Below are 19,513 nucleotides of genomic sequence, written 5' to 3'. Positions count from 1 at the left end.
ATCGGGGGTTGTGCATCGCATAACCCCCGATCCAGTACACAAAACCTCGGTTGAGACGCGGGGATTCAGCGCAGGTTGAGGATCTTCCCGGTCTCGACGTCGACGTCGATGCGCTCGGCCGCCGGCCTGGACGGCAGGCCGGGCATGGTCGAGATCGAGCCGCAGATGGCGTAGACGTAGCCGGCTCCGGCGGCCAGCCGCACCTCACGCACCGGCAGGCGCCACCCGGTGGGCACGCCCTTGAGCGCAGGGTCGTGAGACAGCGACAGCGGAGTCTTGGCCACGACGACGGCGAGGTTCCCGAAGCCCTCTGCCTCGCACGCGTCCAGGAAGCGGGAGGCGGCAGGCGTGTAGTCCACGCCGTCGGCACCGTACATGGCCGCGACCTTGCCGATCTTCGTGCGCAGGTCGTCGTCCGCCACGTACAGGGGGCGCCCGTGCTCGGCACCAGAGTCCTGGGGAGAGTCGGCCACGGTGTCCGCCTGCAGCTGGTCCGACGCCACTGTGCGGGCCAGGGCGCAGGCGGCAGCAACCTGGTCCGCGAGGTCAGCGCAGCCGGTGCCGCCCTCGGTCACCGGGTGCACGGCAGCGACGTGCGCACCTGCCTCGGTCGCGATGCGGCGGATCTCCTCGACCTCGGAGTCGTGGTCAGTAGGAAAGACGTTGATGGCCACCACCGGCTCCATACCGAAGCCGCGCACGATCGACAGGTGCTTGAGCATGTTGGAGGCACCTGCGCGCACGTCCTCCAGGTTCTCCTCCAGCATGGCCGGGGGCAGCTCCTTGCCCGAGACGATCCGGTACTTGCCCGAGTGCGCCTTGAGGGCACGGACAGTGACCACCAGCACCGCGGCCTCGGGGCGCATGCCGGACACCGAGCACTTGAGGTCGAAGAAGCGTTCCAGGCCCATGTCCGCACCGAAGCCGGCCTCGGTCAGGACGTAGCCGGGCTCCTGCCCGTCGCGTCCGGCAGCACCCTGGGCCGCGACGAGGTCGGCGATGACCGAGGAGCAGCCGGTGGCGATGTTGCCGAAGGGGCCGGTGTGGATGAGCGCGGGGGTGCCTTCACCAGTTCGCAGCAGGTTCGGGGCCAGGGCGTCACGCAGCACGGCGGCCATCGCGCCTGCCGCGCCGAGGTCCTCGGCGCTCACCCACGCACCGTCCTTGTTACGGGCGACGACGATCCGTCCGAGCCTGTCCCGCAGGTCCTTCAGTGAGGTGGCCAGGGACATGATGACCATGATCTCGCTGGCAGGGGTGATGTCGAAGGAGGCCTGGCGGGTGACGCCGTCGGTGCGCGTCCCCAGGCCGATGACGATGTGGCGCAGGGCCCGGTCGTTGACGTCGAGCACGCGGGGCCAGGTGATCGTCCGCTCGTCGATCTCCAGCTCGTTGCCGTGGTGGAGGTGGTTGTCGATCATCGCGGCCAGGAGGTTGTGGGCTGCCGTGATGGCGTGGAAGTCACCGGTCAGGTGCAGGTTCATCCGCTCGGCCGGCAGGATGCGCGCGCAGCCGGAACCGCCCGCACCACCCTTGATGCCAAAGGTCGGCCCCATAGCGGACTGACGCAGTGTGAGGACCGAGCGGTGACCGCGGTAGGCCAGGCCCTGAGCCAGTCCGATCGCCACGGTCGACTTGCCCTCACCGAAGGAGGTGGGGGTGATGGCGGTGACGACGACGTAGTGCGCCCGGTCCGCCTGCGCGACCTCTTTCCCACGCGCCTCGTCCAGGACGCTGAGGTCGATCTTGGCCACGTCACGCCCGTAGGGGATGACGTGCTCAGCAGCGATACCAGCGCGTGCAGCCAGGTCGGTGAGATCGACCTGGTTACTGGAGGAGGCAGGGACGGAGTCGTCAGGTACCGGGGCGTTCTCGCCGTTGAGAGTGCTCATGACCACATCCTACGGATCTGCTCCGACGGCGTCTGCCAGATGCGCGGGGTGCTCATGACCACTTCCGGCGCAAGGCTCGCACGGCTGTAGCCAGCCGTGCCCTGCACGGTCCTAGCTCTCAGCGAGAGCCCGCTCGTAGGCCTGAGTGGCGACTGAGGCCGAGTAGCCCTTACGCGCCAGGAGGGCCAGGGCTCGTCGACGACGGACCTCAGGAGCGAGGTTCGCGGTACTGCGTAGCTTCTTACGTGCCAGGGCCAGCGCAGCCTCCTGCTCGTCCGAGGAGTCGATCTGGGCCAGGGCGAGCGAGATGACGTCCTCCCCCAGGCCCTTGCGCCGTAGCTCCTCGGCGATGGCACGACGAGCGGCACCCTTCTGTGCGAAACGGGTCCGTGCCAGCACGGCCGCGTAGGCAGCGTCGTTGATCAGGCCGACAGCCTCCAGGCGGTCAAGGACCTCCTGAGCCACCCGGGCGTCCACCTCCTTGCGCTCCAGCAGGTCCGCCAGGGCTGAGCGCGGGGCGGGGCTGCGGTCCAGGCGGCGCAGGACGATGTCCCGCGCCGCCTCAACCGCCTGCTGGTGCTCGTCCGGTGTCAGCCAGGGCATCAGAAGCCGCCAGCCTCCTCGCCGAAGGCGTCATCCACGCTGACCGTCCTGGACTTCTTGGTCCCACGAGCCGTGGGGGCCTTGGCCGCGGCACCGCTCCCCGCCTTGCCCGCCTGAGCCGCGACCTCAGGCGCCGCGGCGGATCCAGCCTCCTGCGCCGCAGCCGCCTCGGCCTCCTCACGGGCCTTGCTGCCAGGCTCACCGATACCCAGGGCGGCGAGGATCTTGTTCTCGATCTCGTCAGCCAGCTCAGGGTTGTCCTTGAGGAAGGTGCGTGCGTTCTCCTTGCCCTGTCCCAGCTGGTCAGTGCCGTAGGTGAACCAGGCACCGGACTTGCGCACGATGCCGTTCTCCACGCCCATGTCCAGCAGGCTCCCCTCTCGGGAGATGCCCTGGCCGTAGACGATGTCGAACTCGGCCTGCTTGAAGGGCGGGGCCATCTTGTTCTTCACGACCTTGGCCCGGGTCCGGTTACCCACCGGCTGGTCCCCGTCCTTGAGGGTCTGGATGCGGCGGACGTCAATACGTACCGAGGCGTAGAACTTCAGGGCCTTGCCACCCGTGGTGGTCTCGGGGTTGCCGAAGAAGACACCGATCTTCTCACGCAGCTGGTTGATGAAGATCGCGGTGGTACCCGTGGCGGACAGGGCACCGGTGATCTTGCGCAGCGCCTGGCTCATGAGACGCGCCTGCAGGCCCACGTGGGAGTCACCCATCTCCCCCTCGATCTCCGCCTTGGGCACCAGGGCCGCGACGGAGTCGATGACGATGATGTCCAGGCCGCCGGAGCGGATGAGCATGTCCGCGATCTCCAGCGCCTGCTCGCCGGTGTCTGGCTGGGAGACGAGGAGGTTGTCCGTGTCCACGCCCAGCGCCTTGGCGTAGACCGGGTCCAGCGCGTGCTCGGCGTCGATGAAGGCGGCGTTGCCCCCGGCCTTCTGCGCCGAGGCAACGGCGTGAAGCGCCACCGTGGTCTTACCGGAGGACTCAGGACCGTAGATCTCGATGATGCGCCCACGCGGCAGACCGCCCACGCCCAGGGCTACGTCCAGGGCGATCGAGCCGGTCGGGATGACGGAGACCGGGGGGCGGTTGTCATCCCCCAGACGCATGACCGAGCCCTTACCAAAGGCCTTGTCGATCTGGGAGAGAGCGGTGGCCAGGGCCTTCGAACGGTCCTGGGTCTGTGCTGCGGGCATTGGTCGTCCTCGTAATCTGTCAGCGGCTGGTGCCGCAGGTGGGCAGGGCTGGTCCTGGTGGTGAGGTCCCCTCTCCGGGGCTCACGAACGACGGTATGCCGGACCACCGACACAAACGACTGCGCTGAGCCGTCCCTGTGGACGGCACGGGCAGTCCCGTCGCCTGGGGACGAATGTAGTCGTACACCTGTTCGATGTCAGGTTGGCGGTCTCGGCGTGTCCCGTACCAGCCAGGCCCCGGTCCAGGGCAGGTGGCCCCAGCGCCCTGACGAGCCCAGCGGACCCGGCCGCTGTCTCGCGCCCCTAGCGGCGCCTGCGCTCGCGCGGGTCCTCCCTGTAGACCCAGCGGTCCGACTGGGAGGCGTCGGTCTCGTCACACAGGGCGTTCCACACCTCACGCGGAGGTGCTCCTGAGTCCAGAGCCTCCTCGCAGGTGCGTCCGAGCCCCGGCAGCACCAGGTCAGCCGTCAGGGAACGTCCGTACGCGGAGCCGTACACCGTCTCGACCGCCCGCCAGAACTCTGAGTGCTTCACAGCCCCACTCTCGCACACCCTCCTGCGTCGCCCCTCCCTTGCGCGCGCCTGCCCCCGTAGCCATGGCGTGCTACGGGGGCAGGCGCCAGCGCACAGGCGCTGGTTGTCAAGGAGAGTGCCAGTCTCAGCGCAGAGCGCCCTGCTGACGGACGAGCTCGTCCGGGACGGTGTCCGGGATCGTCACGCCCTCGGTCAGCGCGATACGGTCCGAGACCTCACGCAGGACGGCTGACAGCGGAGCGTCCAGCGCCTGGCAGATCGAGGCCAGTAGCTCGGAGGAGGCCTCCTTCTGCCCGCGCTCGACCTCAGAGAGGTAACCGAGCGAGACCCGGGCCTGTGAGGAGACCTCACGAAGCGTCCGCCCCTGGTGCTGACGCACCGAGCGCAGGACCTCGCCGATCTCCCGGCGCAGAAGGACGTTCTCGTGCTTAGTGTTGTCCACAGCCGCACCGTAACCTGCCACGGAGGCCTGTCGCATCGGCGTCCTGCCAGCAGGACGGATCGATCGAGTGGTGCGGGGGTGAGTCGCGTTGTTCATCGTGAGGCACAACCATTCACTGCGGAGTTTCATTCCCACACGTCAAGGATCACATTCCAGCGCTACCTCGCTGCAACCCGTTCCTTGGCGGTGGTAGGACGATCATGACCGGTCAAACTGGGAGATTCCTTGAAGCGTCAGGTGAACCGGCTCGTAGACCCCTCAGGCCTCCACGACGTCTAGCATCCCGACGGCGAGAGCGAGCACCGCCGCCGTCGCACCGTCTCGCACCGCGCCGCGGTCGCCGTCCAGGTGAAGCTCGCGACTGAGAGCCCCCTGAGGTGTGACCACGGCCACGTGCACGGTCCCGGCCTCGTGGCCGTCCGCAGTCCCGGGACCAGCCACTCCCGTCGTCGCCAGGCCGATATCAGCCCCCATGAGCCGGGCGACACCAGCCGCCATCTGCTGGGCGACCTCGCCGTCCACCGGTCCGCACCGGGCCAGCAGCCCGGCGTCGACCCCCAGGACCTCCTCCTTGATCCGCGTGGCGTAGGCCACGACGGCGCCGAGCACCACGGAGGAGGCGCCCGGTACGCTGATCAGCGTCGAGGCGACCTCTCCCCCGGTCAGGGACTCGGCAACGGCCAGGGTCAGTCCTCGCTCCTCAGCCGTGGAGAGCAGGAAACGGGCAGCCTCGACCTGGGTCGAGGCCCCAGGGGCCTCCTCGGCTCCGGTGTGGTCAGAGGTCTGGGTGGTGTCAGTCATTGTCCGTTCCCTCGCTTGACGGCGTCGCAGTGCCCGTGGTGCCCTCGCCAGCCTCGGCTCCGCGTGAGATGAGCACAGCCTGGTGCACGTAGTCCAGCCCTGTCACCACCGTGACCACGGTGGCGACAGCGACCACGACGTAGGCCAGCACGTCCACCACCGTGGCCGCCCCAGCAGGCAGCAGCGCGGCCCACGGCACGAGCAGCCCGAGGATTCCAGCGATCTGGAGGACCGTCTTGAGCTTGCCGCCCCTCGAGGCCGCCATGACGGCCCGGCGCAGCATGACGAAGCGCATGAGGGTGATGCCCAGCTCACGCACGAGGATGACGACCGTCACCCACCACCACAGCCTTCCAGCCACCGACAGGAGGATGAAGGCGGACAGCGTCAGGGCCTTGTCCGCGATCGGGTCGGCGATCTTGCCGAAGCTGGTGATGAGTCCTCGTGCGCGTGCCAGCTGCCCGTCCAGGCGGTCAGTGATCGAGGCGATGGCGAAGACTGCCGTCGCCGCCAGCCTCATCCCGTCTCCCGGCTGCAGCATGAGCCAGACAAAGACCGGGACCAGCAGCAGGCGCAGCACCGTGAGCGCGTTGGCGATGTTGAGCAGCGGTGCCTGCTCGGCGTGGGGGGAGGCACCCGAGGGGGTGCTCGAAGTACTCGTCTGGCTCATCCCCCACAGCCTAGCCTGAGCCTGTGACTTCCCATGCTCCCCCGACCGGGCCACGGCCCACCCGCCCCACCTCCCACCGGGCTCCTGCCTCACCGGCCTCCTGGTGGCGTCGGGGCCTCCTCGCGCTCCTCGTCATCAGCGTCCTGGCGGCCAGCGCCTACCTCCTCACCACCCGCCAGGCCTCGACGGCGCCCCGGACCCAGACGTCCCCGTCAGGTACCGAGGCCGTTGCCTCCTCCCCAGTGCCCAGCCCGACCCCCTCACCGACGCCCCCGCCGGACATCCACCTCACCATCGGCTACGCCGGCGACGTGCTGACCCACATGCCTGTCATGGACGACACCGCAGGCGGTATGGGCGACATCTCCCCCATGATCGCCGCCTCGCAGCCGTGGTACAGCGGCGTGGACCTGGCGCTGTGCGGCATGGAGGTACCGGTCTCCCCACGCGGCGTCGCCTCGGGCTACCCCATGTTCGCCTCGCTGCCCGGCGTGGTCACCGCGCTGGGCTCGACCGGCTGGGACGGCTGCGCCACCGCCTCCAACCACGCCTGGGACCAGGGCTGGGACGGGGTCGTCACCACCGCGGACACGCTCCAGGCCAACGGCATGGGCTTCTCCGGCACCAACCGGACCGAGGCCGAGGCCGCCAGGCCCTACCAGCTCTATGAGCTCCAGCGCGAGGGACGCACCGTCACCGTCGCCCAGCTGTCCACGACCTACAGCCTCAACGGGATGACCGCTGACCCGGCCTGGGCGGTCAACCTCAACGACGTCCAGTGGGTGGCGGACCAGGCCCGCGCCGCCCGCGAGGCCGGTGCGGACCTGGTGGTGCTGCACTCACAGATCGGTGAGGAGTACACCCGCGAGCCGGTCGTCGCGCAGCGGGAGTACGCCCAGGCCGTGGCCGGCACGGGGCAGGTGGACGTCCTCTTCTCCGCCCACCCGCACGTGCCGCAGACCAACGAGCTCCTCAGCGGTGGCCCGAGCGGGCAGGGCATGTGGGTGTCCTACTCAGCAGGCAACTTCATCTCCAACCAGTCCGAGGCCCTGGGCACGCTCATGACGACGATCGGCCTGTTCGTCTGGGTGGACGTCACTGTCTCCGACGACGTCTGCGGACAGCGCTCGGTGAGCGTGGACGCGCTGCACTGGCACCCCTTCACCGTCGACAACGCCGCCGGCCACACCCAGCTCGACCTGGGGGCCGCCCACGCCGGTTCGGTCCCTGAGTGGACCACCCTGTCCCCCACGGAGATCGAGCGACGCTGGCAGGCCGTGACAGGCATCGTCAACCCTCAGACCTACTCCGACCAGGTGCCGGTCCCCACGGGTGAGGCTCCCGTCCCGCTGCCCCGCGACTGACCTGGTGGCCCCGGCTCGCCTCCGCCCGGCTGCCATGACGGACCCCCTGGACGCACGTGCGTCCAGGGGGTCCGTCATGGCAGCCGAGGTCCTGTGGGACCGGTAGAAAGGGCTGAGCTCACCAGGAGGTGCCGCGGCCTGTCAGGCTCCAGGCGTCCTCGGAGTCCTCCTCGGCAGCCGTGTCCTCCCAGGACTCCGACTCCGCCAGGTCACGGTACAGCGGGTCGGTGGCGTAGCGGTCGGTGACGACGGCGGCGCCGGCCCCGCCCGTGGGAGTCCCTGCGGCTGCGCCGTCGTCACCGACAGCCTCCGGCTCGTTCTCCTCAGCTCCTGGAGCGCCTCCCTCGCCCTTGATCCAGGCGAGCGTCTCCTCCAGCTGCTCAGGCTGGACCAGCACCTCGCGAGCCTTGGAGCCCTCGGAGGGGCCGACGACCTCGCGGGTCTCCAGCAGGTCCATGAGACGTCCTGCCTTGGCGAAGCCCACGCGCAGCTTGCGCTGGAGCATGGAGGTGGAGCCGAACTGGCTGGTGATGATGAGCTCGGCGGCCTGCAGCAGCAGGTCCATGTCGTCGCCGATCTCCTCGTCGATCTGCTTCTTGACCTCCGGGACGATGACGTCCTCGCGGTACTCCGGCTCCAGCTGCTGCTTCACGTGTGACACCACAGCCCGGATCTCGGACTCAGTGACCCACGAGCCCTGGATACGCACCGGTGCCGAGGCCCCGGGCCCCAGGTAGAGGGCATCTCCCTGACCGGTCAGGGTCTCCGCACCGTTCTGGTCGAGGATGACGCGCGAGTCCAGCTGCGAGGCCGTGGCAAAGGCCAGGCGTGAGGGCACGTTGGACTTGATGAGGCCCGTGACCACCTGGGCCACCGGGCGCTGGGTGGCGAGCACCAGGTGGATACCAGCCGCACGCGCCAGCTGGGTGATGCGCTGGATGGAGGCCTCAACGTCCTTGGGAGCCGTCATCATGAGGTCGGCCAGCTCGTCGACCACCACCAGCAGGTAGGGGTAGGGGCTGATGACGCGGGCCGAGCCCTCCAGCGGCTTGACCTCGCCGGCGCGGACCGCCTTGTTGAAGTCGTCGATGTGCTTGAAGCCGAAGGAGGCCAGGTCGTCGTAGCGCGCGTCCATCTCACGCACCACCCACTCCAGGGCCTCGGCGGCCTTCTTGGGGCTGGTGATGATGGGGGTGATCAGGTGCGGGATGCCCTCGTAGATCGTCAGCTCCACGCGCTTGGGGTCCACCAGCACCATGCGCACCTCCTGCGGGGTGGCCCGCATCATGATGGAGGTGATCATGGAGTTGACGAAGGAGGACTTGCCCGAGCCGGTCTGGCCGGCCACCAGCAGGTGCGGGGTCTTGGCCAGGTTGGTGACGACGTAGTCGCCCTCGACGTTCTTGCCCAGCCCCACCACCAGCGGGTGGGGCTGCTTCTTGGCCGCCCCCGAGCGCAGCACGTCGCCGAGCTTGACCATCTCGCGGTCGGAGTTGGGGATCTCCACACCGATGGCGCTCTTGCCGGGGATGGGGGTCAGCAGGCGGATCTCGTCGCTCCCGACAGCGTAGGCGATGTTCTTGGCCTGGCTGGTCACGCGTGAGACGTTGACGCCGCGTCCCAGGTGCACCTCGTAGCGGGTGACCTGAGGACCACGGGTGTATCCGGTGACGGTGGCGTCCACACCGAACTCGGTGAAGACGTCCTGGAGCCTGTCCACGATCGCGTCGTTGGCCTCGGTCCGCGTGGCGTGGCCGGGACCGGGCTCCAGGAGGTCGTCGGAGGGCAGGGAGTACACCGAGCCGTCCGGGAGCTCCAGGCCTGCGGCCATCGCCAGCTCGTCGGCCAGGTCCGGCTCCTCGGCCAGCGCGGACAGCGGGGTCTCCTGGGTCACCGCGTCAGGCTCGGTGGGAGGCACCGGCCGCTCGTCCAGCGGCGTGGTCGCCCCCGGCCGTCCCTGTCTGGAAGGACGACGACGCAGCGGAACCGACGGCGGGACGGCCGCCTCAGCCGGGGTAGCCGCAGAGACCGGGGTGCCCGCCTGCGGCCGGGCGGCGCCGTCGCTCGCCCCGAGCACGGAGGTCGCTGCCGCGTCCTGGGCGTCGAAGTCGAAGGCCTCCTGGCCGCCCGTCACCTGGCTGTCGTCCCCCGGGGAGGTCAGCTGGCGGGTGGACGCGTCAGCACCGGGGCGTCGGCTGCGTCGTCCGCTACCGCGCTTGCGGGCGGGGGGCTCGCCCTCCTCGGTCTGGAGGGCCGAGCGGAAGGGCTCGTCGCCGTCGTAGGAGTCCAGCGGGGCTGCGGCGGTCTGCTGACGGTGGGGCCGCACGCGGTCCAGCAGCCGCAGAGCCAGGGAGTCCTCCTCCTGGCCGGGCTCGTCGTCGTCCTCACCGGCGGGCGCCCACCGCTCGCGCAGGTCCGCCACGGTCAGCCCGGTCAGGACCAGCAGGGAGAAGATGATGAGGAGGATGAACAGGATCACGGCACCGACAGAGGAGAACAGGACGGCGAGCGGGTAGCCCACGACCCACCCGAGCAGGCCCCCAGCCTCCTCGACGGCTGCGATGCCTCGCGAGAGCGCAGGGTTGCCGCTGACGACCTGGATGATACCGGTGACTCCGGCCAGGACGCCGAGGCACCCCACTGCCACGCGCGCGTGAACGGCCGCTAGCCGGTGCACGCGCAGCATCGCCACGCCCAGCGTCCCCAGCAGCACCGGGACGGTCACTCCTAGCACGCCCAGCGGTCCTGCTGCGACGTGGTGGAGGACCGTGCCTGCGGCCCCAGAGACACCGAACCACTCACGCAGCCCGGTCACGACGGCGAGCGCGAGGACGAGGAAGGCCCAGGCGGTACGCCGGTAGCGGCTAGAGCTCGCGGAGGCGGGCTCGGACGAGGTCGGCTTGGCAGCAGCCTGGGAACGCTTGCTGCCGGCGCGGGACGACGAGGGCGAGGACGTGCGACGAGTGGCCATGATGCTCTGACGCTATCCGCGCCACCGCCGCAGGCCTGTGTGCCACGCCGCCGGGCGCAGCGTCCGTGGCCGATTCCTCGCCCTGGCCCGGAAGCAGGCCTCAGACCTGGGCGAGGAAGGCGTCGATCTCGTCGCGGCGCGGCGCCCGTGCCGGGCCCAGGCGTGAGACGGCCTCGGCGGCAGCAGCGTTGGCCCGGCGGGCCGCGGTCACCATGTCCATGCCGTCCATGAGGCTGGCCACGAGCACACCGGTGTGGGTATCCCCTGCTCCGGTGGTGTCCAGGACCTCGCGGGCGAAGCCGGGGACCTCGATGGGCTCACCTTCAGCCGGCCACAGCACACAGCCGTGGACACCGGTGCGGCGCACGATCAGCGCGCGCGGCGTGGCCTGGCGCAAGGCGTCAGCACTTCCCAGACGCTGGATCAGGTGGTTGATCTCCAAGTCGTTGCCGCTCAGGAGGCTGGCACGCTCCAGCAGACGGCGCAGGAGGTCCTCAGGAATCTCGGACTCCACCGGCCCCAGGTCGAGGATGAGACCCACGTGCTCTGGCAGGCTCAGCAGCCACTGGCTGATGGCGGCGGAGGACGAAGGGTGGACCAGGTCGTAGCCGGTGGCGTAGACCCAGTCCCCCGCCACCAGCTCGATGCGGTCCAGGTCCTCGATCTGGGGCTCGGCCTCCACACCCTCCGTGGTGATGAAGGTACGCCTGCCGTGGGGCTCAATGAGGGTGGTGCAGGTCCCGATGTCCCCCACCAGCTCCTCGACGACGAGCTCGACGCCGTCAACATGCATGGACTGGCGCACCTGGGCAGAGTTCGGGCCCGTCCCCAGGGTGGCGGCTAGCGCCGCCGGGACCCCCTGGCGGGCGACGGCGGAGACGACTGTGTAGCCTCCACCGACCGTCGGTCCGGACGAGACTGCGGTGACGGCCCCGCCCGGAGCGGGGACGTGGTCCACGCGCAGCGGCAGGTCGATGAGGACGGAGCCCGTGGAGATGAAGCCGGCCGGACGCAGCATGACCATGCTCCCCCTATGCCTCGATCACCACGGGGACGATCATCGGACGACGCTTGAGGCGACGACCCACGAAGCGTCCCACCGTGCGCCGCATGACCTGCTGGAGGGAGTAGGAGTCCTGGTTGCCCTTGTCCAGGGCGTCCTGGAGAGCACGGGTGAGGTCCTCCAGCACGTCGTCGAAGACGGAGTCGTCCTCAGCCATGCCGCGGGCCTGGATGTCAGGGCCGGCCAGGATCGTGCCGGTCTTGGTCTCCACCACGGCGTAGACAGAGACGAATCCCTCCTCAGCCAGGATGCGGCGGTCCTTGAGCTCGGTCTCGTCGATCTCGCCGACGGAGGAGCCGTCCACGTAGACGTAGCCGCAGTCCACCTGACCGGAGATGCGGGCCTTGCCGTCCTTGAGGTCGACGGTGACGCCGTCCTCGCACAGCACCACGTTGCGCGGGTGGACACCGGTCTTCACAGCCAGGGCGCCGTTGGCCACGAGGTGGCGGATCTCGCCGTGGATGGGCATGACGTTGCGCGGGCCCACGATGTTGTAGACGTGGAGGAGCTCCTCGGAGGAGGCGTGCCCGGACACGTGTACCTTGGCGTTGCCCTGGTGGACCACCCGCGCACCAAGCCTCATGAGCTGGTTGATGACGCGGTTGACAGAGTTCTCGTTGCCAGGGATGAGCGAGGAAGCGAAGATCACGGTGTCTCCGGCCTCGACCGTGACGGAGCGGTGCTCGCCGTGAGCCATCCGCGACAGCGCCGCCATCGGCTCGCCCTGGGAGCCGGTGACCATCAGGACGCGCTCATCCGCCGGCAGGGAGGTGACGTCGCGGGCGTCGATGAGGACGCCGTCTGGCACCTTGAGGTAGCCCTTCTCGGCCGCGATCCCCATGTTGCGCACCATCGAGCGCCCCACAAGAGCCACCCGGCGGCCGTGCAGGGCCGCGGCGTCGAGCACCTGCTGGACGCGGTGGACGTGGCTGGAGAAGGAGGCCACGATGATCTGCTGGTCGGACTCGGCGAAGACGCCGTCGAGCACCGGGCCGATCTGGTTCTCGTGGCCGATCATGCCCGGGACCTCGGCGTTGGTGGAGTCCACGCAGAACAGGTCCACGCCCTCGTCGGCGAAGCGCGCGAAGGAGCGCAGGTCCGTGATGCGTCCATCGATAGGCAGGGAGTCGATCTTGAAGTCGCCGGTGGCCAGCACGTTGCCGGCCGAGGTGCGGATGAAGACCGCCATGGCGTCGGGGATGGAGTGGTTGACGGCCACGAACTCCAGGTCGAAGGGGCCGTAGCTGACACGCTCGTGCTCGGAGACGACCTTGAGCCTGGGACGGATGCGGTGCTCACGCAGCTTGGCCTCGACGAAGGCCAGGGTGAGGTCGCTACCGACCAGCGGGATGTCCTCACGCAGGCGCAGCAGGTAGGGCACGCCACCAATGTGGTCCTCGTGCCCGTGGGTGAGGACCAGGGCCACGACGTCGTCCAGGCGGTCCTCGATGGAGGAGAAGTCAGGGAGGATGAGGTCGACGCCAGGCTGGTCCTCCTCGGGGAAGAGGACGCCGCAGTCCACGATGAGAAGCTTGCCGTCAACCTCGAACACGGTCATGTTGCGGCCGACCTCGCCGAGACCACCCAAGGGCGTGATGCGCATCGCGCCGTCGGGAACGGGACCGGGGGCCTTGAGCGTAGGAAAGTTCGTCACGTCAGGCAGTGTAGCCAGAGGCAGTGGCGAGGTGGGGGTCCACTGTCACAATCCCGGGTGATCTGCGCGCCCAGTCGCCGGCGCGAGCGCACCGGCTCCGAGAAGGCGCGTCATCATGCGGATCAGACACCAGCCTCGCAGGGCCTGGGTGAACACGTCGGCATCGCCTGGGATCCTGGCACGAGACAATGAAAAACCGGCTGCGTGAGCAGCCGGGTGATCCGTGGTACCCCGTACCGGATTTGAACCGGTGCTGCCGCCGTGAGAGGGCGGTGTCCTAGGCCGCTAGACGAACGGGGCCTCGACCATGAGTCCGAGACCGGACTCCTGATCCGTACCCCGTACCGGATTTGAACCGGTGCTGCCGCCGTGAGAGGGCGGTGTCCTAGGCCGCTAGACGAACGGGGCCTCGACCACGAGTCCGAGACCGGACTCCTGATCCGTACCCCGTACCGGATTTGAACCGGTGCTGCCGCCGTGAGAGGGCGGTGTCCTAGGCCGCTAGACGAACGGGGCCTTGCATATTCACTTATGCCGAGGAAAAGAAAACTAGTCAGTCGAATTCGTCAGGATCACTTCAGACTCGGCTGACCGAATTCCTTCGCTCTCGCTGGGGTACCAGGACTCGAACCTAGAATGGATGAACCAGAATCACCTGTGTTGCCAATTACACCATACCCCAAGGAATGATGCTTTCCGGTCGGTCTCCCGCCCGGAGCAGCGGGAAGTAATTTACACGCGCCCCCGTACCAGGGCAAACCGACAGCGCGTGAGTACTGACACACAGAGTCGGGGGTGACGTCTGGTCCGGACGTCACCCCCGACTCACAAGGTCCTGGCCTGTCTCAGCCCAGCCGGGACCGCAGCGCCCTCAGACGCACCAGGCTGGAGTCCTTACCCAGGATCTCCATCGACTCAAACAGCGGCGGAGAGACCTGGCGCCCCGTCACCGCCACACGCACCGGACCAAAGGCCAGCCGCGGCTTGATCTCCAGCCCCTCCACGATCGCGGCGCGCAGGACCTCCTCGAGCTGCGCCGTCGTCCACTGCTCCGCCGCCACTGCCTCCAGAGCCGCGACCGCGGCGTCCAGCACCGCCGGCGCGGAGTCCTTGAGCCTGGACACGGCCTTCTCGTCCAGCTGGAGCTCGTCGTCGCTCACGAAGAGGAAGCCCAGCATGTCCCGGGCCTCTCCCAGCAGCTGGACGCGGGTCTGGATGAGCGGGGCGGCCGCCGTGAGCACCTCCTGCTCACGCTCGCTCAGCTCCGCAAAGCCGGCCGCGCTCACCAGCGGGCGGGCCTGCCACTGCGGATCCGACGGATCCGGGTACACGTCCGCGAGGTAGGGCACGAGCCGGTCGCGGAAGTCCTCTGCCTGGAGCAGCCGCACGTGCTCGGCGTTGATCGCCTCGCACTTCCTGGGGTCGAAGCGCGCCGGGTTGGGGTTGACGTCGTGGACGTCAAAGGCTGCGACCAGCTGCTCGGGCGAGAAGACGTCCTGGTCCTTGGACAGGGACCAGCCCAGCAGGGCCAGGTAGTTGAGCAAGCCCTCCGGGATCATGCCGCGGTAGCGGTGGATGAGCAGGTTGGACTCCGGGTCACGCTTGGACAGCTTCTTGTTGCCCTCCCCCATGACGTAGGGCAGGTGGCCGAACTGCGGCATCACGCTGGCGCGACCGATCTGCGTCAGCGCGCGGTAGAGCACCACCTGGCGCGGGGTGGAGGACAGCAGGTCCTCACCACGCAGCACGTGGGTGATCCCCATGGCAGCGTCGTCAACGGGGTTGACCAGGGTGTACAGCGGGTCACCGTTGGCGCGCACCACCACGTAGTCCGGCACGCTGCCGGCCTTGAAGGTGATCGGGCCGCGCACAAGGTCGTCGAAGGTGATGTCCTCGTCCGGCATGCGCATGCGCAGCACCGGCTCACGTCCCTCCGCGCGGAAGGCCGCCTTCTGCTCCTCGCTCAGGTCCCGGTCGAAGCCGTCGTAACCGAGCTTGGGGTCCTCGCCACGCGCCCTGTGGCGCTCCTCGATCTCGGCAGGGGTGGAGAAGGACTCGTACAGGTAGCCGGCGTCCAGCAGCTCCTTGGCGACCTGCTTGTACAGGTCCATGCGCTGGGACTGACGGTAGGGCTCGTGCGGGCCGCCCTTGCCCACGCCCTCGTCCCAGTCCAGGCCGAGCCAGGCCAGGGAGTCGAGGATGGCGGTGAAGGACTCCTCAGAGTCGCGGGCGGCGTCGGTGTCCTCGATGCGGAAGACGAAGGTGCCACCGGTGTGCCGGGCGTAGGCCCAGTTGAACAGGCAGGTGCGCACCATTCCCACGTGAGGGGTACCGGTGGGCGAGGGACAGAATCGGACGCGGATGTCGCTGGAGCCAGGGGCCGGGACGGCAGGGCTGGCGGCGGTGGAGGTCTCAGTCATGATGCGGCCAAGCCTAGTCTCCTGCGGGTGGCGACGCCGCAGGTGGGCCTGTGCGCCCCTACGCACCCGGCCGGGGCTCACCAGGACGGTCCTGCACCCACCTTCCGCTCCGTCCTAGACTCAGGTCCATGACCGCCGCTGCCCACGCCCTCTCCCCCAGTCCTGACCTCGACCTGGCTGCCACCGTCGCCGCCTGGGACGCGCTGACACCGGAGGAGATGCGCCGGCGGGGATCGCTGAAGTGGAGCCAGCCAGGTGACGTCATCGGGGCGTGGGTCGCGGAGATGGACCTGGGTACCGCCCCGTCGGTCTGCGCCGTGCTGCGCCGCGCGGTGGACACCGGGACGCTGGGCTACGTGCCCGCCTCCCTGGCTCAGCAGGCCCGTGAGGCCACCGCCCGTTACGAGGCAGAGGTCCTGGGCTGGCAGGTGCCGGTGGAGGACGTCAGCCTGCTGCCCAATGTCCTGTCCTGCCTCGGCGCGGTCATCGAGCACCACACCAGGCCCGGGTCCGCGGTCATCGTGCCCACTCCGGCTTACATGCCCTTCCTGTCCATCCCGAGGCGGCACGGGCGGGAGTGCGTCCAGGTGCCTGCGCTGCGCACCCCTGCCGCCGGCGGCTCCAGCGCTCCGGGCTGGGCGCTGGACCTGGAGGCGATCGAGTCCGCGATGGCGGCCGGCGCCGGCCTGCTGGTCCTGTGCAACCCGTGGAACCCGGTGGGTCGGGTCCTTGAGCCTGCCGAGCTCGACGCCGTCGCAGCGCTGTCCTCCCGCTACGGCGTGCCCGTCTTCGCCGACGAGATCCACGCTCCGCTCATCGTGGACCCCGCCGCCTGCCACGTCCCCTACGCCTCCCGCCAGGACGCGGACCCGGGCCTCACCTTCACCGCTACCGCCGCCTCCAAGGGCTGGAACATCCCCGGGCTCCACTGCGCCCAGCTCATCGCCAGCGGCCAGGCTCGGAAGGCCTGGGAGTCCCACCCCTTGTCGGCCGCCCTCGGTCACGAGGCCGCGGCACTGGGAGCGGCGGCAGCCGTAGCCGCTTTTGACGAGGGCAGGCAGTGGAACCAGGTGGCGCGCTCCTACATCCACGACAACGCCTCCCTGGCCGCTCAGCGCCTGTCCGCGGTCGAGGGTGTTGAGGTCACGGTGCCTGCCGGCTCCTACCTGGCGTGGGTCGGCTTCTCAGGCCTGGACCTGCCTGAGGGCGAGAGCCCTGCCACCTTCTTCACGCGCGAGGCCGGGGTGGTCATGAGCGACGGCGCGGCCTTTGGTCAGGGTTATGAGTCCTTCTGCCGCCTCAACCTGGCCACCGGCCGCGCGATCGAGGAGGAGACGCTCAGCCGGGTCACCGAGGCCGCCGCTCGTCTCTAACCGCTCTCCTGCGTCCTGTCCCGTCCGGTCTGTCCGATCCCGAGGACGGCTGACCTGACCGACGTGCCTGAGGTCAGTACCTAGCGGTAGGCAGTCCTGCAGGTGCGGCCGCCGGGAACCGTCTTGCGGCTGCTCGCCGGTGGCCGCAGCGCGCTCTCGTCAGCGGCGCACCACGGGGTTGCCGAAGCCGCCGATCCCCTCGACCTCGACCTCGACGCGCTGCCCCGCGCGGATCTCTCCGACACCGGCCGGTGTGCCCGTGAGGACGACGTCACCGGGCAGGAGGGTGAAGAGCGAGGAGACGTAGGAGATGAGCTCGGGGACGGAGGTGATCATGTCCGCCGTCGTCCCCTCCTGGGCCACCTGGCCGTCCACCCGAGCCCGTACCACGGCGTCGGCCGGGTCGAAGCCTGCCTCGGCTGCGGCAGCAGGCTCGGGGACCTCGATCCACGGGCCGAGCGGGCAGGAGGTGTCGAAGCCCTTGGCACGCGCCCAGGTCGCGTCAGAGCGCTGGGCGTCGCGGGCGGAGACGTCGTTGGCCACGGTGTAGCCGAGGATGACGCGCTCGGCGTCCAGTGCGGAGACGTCCTTGGCCAGGGACTTGATGACGACGGCGAGCTCAGCCTCGTAGTGGACCTCCTCGGACCAGGGGGGAAGCACGATCGGCACGTCCGGGCCGACCACCGAGGTGTTGGGCTTGAGGAAGACGATGGGCTCAGCAGGAGCCGCGCCGCCCATCTCAGCAGCGTGGGCAGCGTAGTTCTTGCCGATACCCACCACCTTTGAGCGGGGGATTACCGGTGAGAGCAGCCGGGCGTCAGCCAGCCGGACCACCTCGCCGGTGGCCTGCGGGACGCTGTAGAGGGGGTCGCCCTTGAGGACGACGAGCCGGGCGTCGGACTCCCCGGAGGGAACGACGTCGTCAGCAGGCAGGCCCTCGACGATGCCGTAACGGATCTCGTCCCCGGTGGCAAAGCGCGCGATCTTCATGGCGTGAGCCTAGCGCCCGCTCCACACATCACCCGGCAGCTCACCAGGCAGGTAGGGGTTGTTCGTGGCCACGAACCGGATCTCCTCGATCTCGCCGGCCGCCAGCGCCTTGCGCTGCGCCTCCCAGTCGCGCAGCACGCCGAAGCACCACCTGCCCAGCAGCACGATCGCGATGATGTTGATCACCGCCATGACTCCCATGGCGATGTCAGCCAGGTTCCAGACGAAGGTCAGCGAGGAGATCGCGCCGACGAAGGTCGCCACGAGGATCACCGTGCGCAGGCCGTAGTGCTGGGAGCGCCCGCGCAGCAGGAAGTCCATGTTGACCTCGGCGTAGGTGTAGTTGCCCAGCAGCGAGGAGTAGGCGAAGACGAAGACGATGACCACCATGAGGTACTGCGCCCAGTCACCCAGCTGGGAGGCGACCGACGCGCTGGTCAGCGTCGAGGCGCCCTCAGCCTGCGCCGTCGCCGGGTCGTAGACGCCTGAGAGCAGGACGATGAGGGCGGTAGCCGTACACACCACGAGCGTGTCCACGAAGACGCCGAGGGACTGGATGAAGCCCTGACGCACCGGGTGGGAGGTGGTCGCGGTCGCAGCGGCGTTGGGCACCGAGCCCTCGCCGGCCTCGTTGGAGAACAGGCCGCGGCGCACGCCGTTGATCATGGCCGCGTAGAAGCCACCGGCGAGCCCGGCAAAGGTCTGGTTCAGGCCAAACGCCCCCTCAACGATCTCGCGCAGCGCCATGGGGATCGCCCCCAGGTTCCTCACCAGGATCACCAGGGCGATCAGGGCGTAGACCCCGGCCATGAGCGGAGCCATCCACTCCGCGACGCGTGCGACACGACGGATGCCCTTGAAGACGATCGGGGCGGTGATCAGCACGAGGACCACGGCCGTGACCCAGGGGCTGACGTCAAAGGTGTCCTGGACCATCGTCGAGATCGTGTTGGCCTGGGTGGCCTCGTAGGCGAAGCCGAAGACGAAGGTGATGATGACGGCGAAGACCGCGCCCCAGCGCCGCGAGCCGAGGCCACGCGAGATGTAGTAGGCAGGTCCCCCACGGAAGGTGCCGTCAGAGTGACGGACCTTGAAGACCTGGGCGAGCGTCGACTCCACGAAGCCAGTGGCCATCCCCACCAGCGCCACGACCCACATCCAGAACACAGCGCCTGGCCCACCTATCGTGATGGCCAGTGCCACGCCGACGATGTTGCCGGTTCCCACGCGCGAGGCCAGGCCAATGGCAAAGGCCTGGAAGGAGGAGATCCCTCCCTCGTGGTCGTCCGCGCTGGAGCGCGAGCCACCCACCTCCCGCAGCATGGCACCGAAGAGGCGGAACTGGACACCGCGGGTGCGCAGCGTGAGGTACAGGCCGACGGCGATCAGTGCCCAGGCGAGGAAACCTCCGTAGAAGCGGTCGGAGACCGTCGCCAGGGTGTCGGCGGCAGAGTCCAGCGCGCCGGTACGCACAGCGGTTCCGACTGTGGCCAGGAGAGTCGGGAAGGAGGAGGTCAACACGCCGTGGGAGGCTAGG

At 69.1% G+C, this 19,513-nt stretch carries 15 protein-coding genes and 4 tRNA genes; 2 read left to right on the top strand and 17 right to left on the bottom strand.

What is annotated here, in order from left to right; all coding sequences use genetic code 11:
* Positions 1–65: 65 nt before the first annotated feature.
* From HRL51_RS04345 to pgsA, 7 genes are all read right to left on the bottom strand, one after another.
* Positions 66–1,892 (bottom strand): formate--tetrahydrofolate ligase, encoded by a 1,827-nt coding sequence (locus HRL51_RS04345; RefSeq protein WP_172193174.1) that lies wholly within the window; start codon positions 1,890–1,892, stop codon positions 66–68.
* A gap of 111 nt (positions 1,893–2,003) precedes the next feature.
* Positions 2,004–2,495 (bottom strand): regulatory protein RecX, encoded by a 492-nt coding sequence (locus HRL51_RS04340; RefSeq protein ID WP_172193176.1) that lies wholly within the window; start codon positions 2,493–2,495, stop codon positions 2,004–2,006.
* Entirely contained in the window at positions 2,495–3,694 is a 1,200-nt protein-coding gene (gene recA / locus HRL51_RS04335; protein WP_172193178.1) for a recombinase RecA, read from the bottom strand. The genes HRL51_RS04340 and recA overlap by 1 nt, the downstream gene beginning before the upstream one ends.
* 303 nt (positions 3,695–3,997) lie before the next feature.
* Positions 3,998–4,228, bottom strand: a complete 231-nt coding sequence (locus HRL51_RS04330) for a DUF3046 domain-containing protein (protein ID WP_172121112.1) — start codon at positions 4,226–4,228, stop codon at positions 3,998–4,000.
* 124 nt (positions 4,229–4,352) lie between these two features.
* Positions 4,353–4,766, bottom strand: coding sequence for a helix-turn-helix domain-containing protein (locus HRL51_RS04325; RefSeq protein ID WP_172121111.1), 414 nt, complete (start codon positions 4,764–4,766; stop codon positions 4,353–4,355).
* 162 nt (positions 4,767–4,928) lie between these two features.
* Positions 4,929–5,471, bottom strand: a complete 543-nt coding sequence (locus tag HRL51_RS04320; RefSeq protein ID WP_244960238.1) for a CinA family protein — start codon at positions 5,469–5,471, stop codon at positions 4,929–4,931.
* Entirely contained in the window at positions 5,464–6,141 is a 678-nt protein-coding gene (gene pgsA, locus HRL51_RS04315; protein WP_172121110.1) for a CDP-diacylglycerol--glycerol-3-phosphate 3-phosphatidyltransferase, read from the bottom strand. Before pgsA ends, HRL51_RS04320 begins: the two co-directional genes overlap by 8 nt.
* Before the next feature lie 23 nt (positions 6,142–6,164).
* Here pgsA and HRL51_RS04310 point away from each other — a divergent pair, with 23 nt between their 5' ends.
* Entirely contained in the window at positions 6,165–7,505 is a 1,341-nt protein-coding gene (locus HRL51_RS04310) for a CapA family protein (RefSeq protein ID WP_172193180.1), read from the top strand.
* A 118-nt stretch (positions 7,506–7,623) separates the two neighbouring features.
* On the opposite strand, the gene HRL51_RS04305 is transcribed toward HRL51_RS04310, so the two are convergent.
* The 8 genes from HRL51_RS04305 to gltX all read right to left on the bottom strand — a co-directional run bounded on the left by HRL51_RS04305 (position 7,624) and on the right by gltX (position 15,613).
* Positions 7,624–10,476, bottom strand: coding sequence for an FtsK/SpoIIIE family DNA translocase (locus tag HRL51_RS04305; RefSeq protein ID WP_172193182.1), 2,853 nt, complete (start codon positions 10,474–10,476; stop codon positions 7,624–7,626).
* Between the two features lie 100 nt (positions 10,477–10,576).
* Positions 10,577–11,500, bottom strand: coding sequence for a PfkB family carbohydrate kinase (locus tag HRL51_RS04300; RefSeq protein WP_172193184.1), 924 nt, complete (start codon positions 11,498–11,500; stop codon positions 10,577–10,579).
* A 7-nt stretch (positions 11,501–11,507) separates the two neighbouring features.
* Positions 11,508–13,142: a ribonuclease J gene (locus HRL51_RS04295; RefSeq protein WP_172121159.1), complete on the bottom strand. Its 1,635-nt coding sequence runs from the start codon at positions 13,140–13,142 to the stop codon at positions 11,508–11,510.
* A gap of 275 nt (positions 13,143–13,417) precedes the next feature.
* Positions 13,418–13,493, bottom strand: a tRNA-Glu gene (locus HRL51_RS04290).
* 35 nt (positions 13,494–13,528) lie between these two features.
* Positions 13,529–13,601 (bottom strand) — tRNA-Glu (locus HRL51_RS04285).
* Between the two features lie 35 nt (positions 13,602–13,636).
* Positions 13,637–13,709: transfer RNA gene (locus tag HRL51_RS04280), tRNA-Glu, on the bottom strand.
* A gap of 94 nt (positions 13,710–13,803) precedes the next feature.
* Positions 13,804–13,875: transfer RNA gene (locus tag HRL51_RS04275), tRNA-Gln, on the bottom strand.
* A 163-nt stretch (positions 13,876–14,038) separates the two neighbouring features.
* A complete protein-coding gene (gltX, locus tag HRL51_RS04270) occupies positions 14,039–15,613 on the bottom strand; it encodes a glutamate--tRNA ligase (RefSeq protein ID WP_172193186.1) in 1,575 nt (524 codons plus the stop codon).
* Positions 15,614–15,741: 128 nt separating this feature from the next.
* Here gltX and HRL51_RS04265 point away from each other — a divergent pair, with 128 nt between their 5' ends.
* Positions 15,742–16,986, top strand: coding sequence for a MalY/PatB family protein (locus tag HRL51_RS04265; protein ID WP_172193188.1), 1,245 nt, complete (start codon positions 15,742–15,744; stop codon positions 16,984–16,986).
* A gap of 159 nt (positions 16,987–17,145) precedes the next feature.
* Here the strand turns inward: HRL51_RS04265 and HRL51_RS04260 are convergent, their stop codons facing one another.
* Positions 17,146–17,976 carry a fumarylacetoacetate hydrolase family protein gene (locus HRL51_RS04260; RefSeq protein ID WP_172193190.1) on the bottom strand — a complete coding sequence of 277 codons (831 nt, stop codon included), beginning with the start codon at positions 17,974–17,976 and terminating at the stop codon, positions 17,146–17,148.
* A 9-nt stretch (positions 17,977–17,985) separates the two neighbouring features.
* The gene (locus HRL51_RS04255; RefSeq protein ID WP_425321750.1) at positions 17,986–19,494 is read right to left on the bottom strand and encodes an alanine/glycine:cation symporter family protein; all 1,509 of its coding nucleotides are present in this window, start codon (positions 19,492–19,494) and stop codon (positions 17,986–17,988) included.
* Between the last annotated feature and the right edge of the window lie 19 nt (positions 19,495–19,513).

Origin of the sequence: Actinomyces faecalis (assembly GCF_013184985.2) — a bacterium.
In the GTDB taxonomy this organism is placed as follows: Bacteria; Actinomycetota; Actinomycetes; order Actinomycetales; family Actinomycetaceae; genus Actinomyces; species Actinomyces faecalis.
Note: the sequence above shows the minus strand (reverse complement) of the source record. Positions and strands in the feature narration are given on the sequence as shown.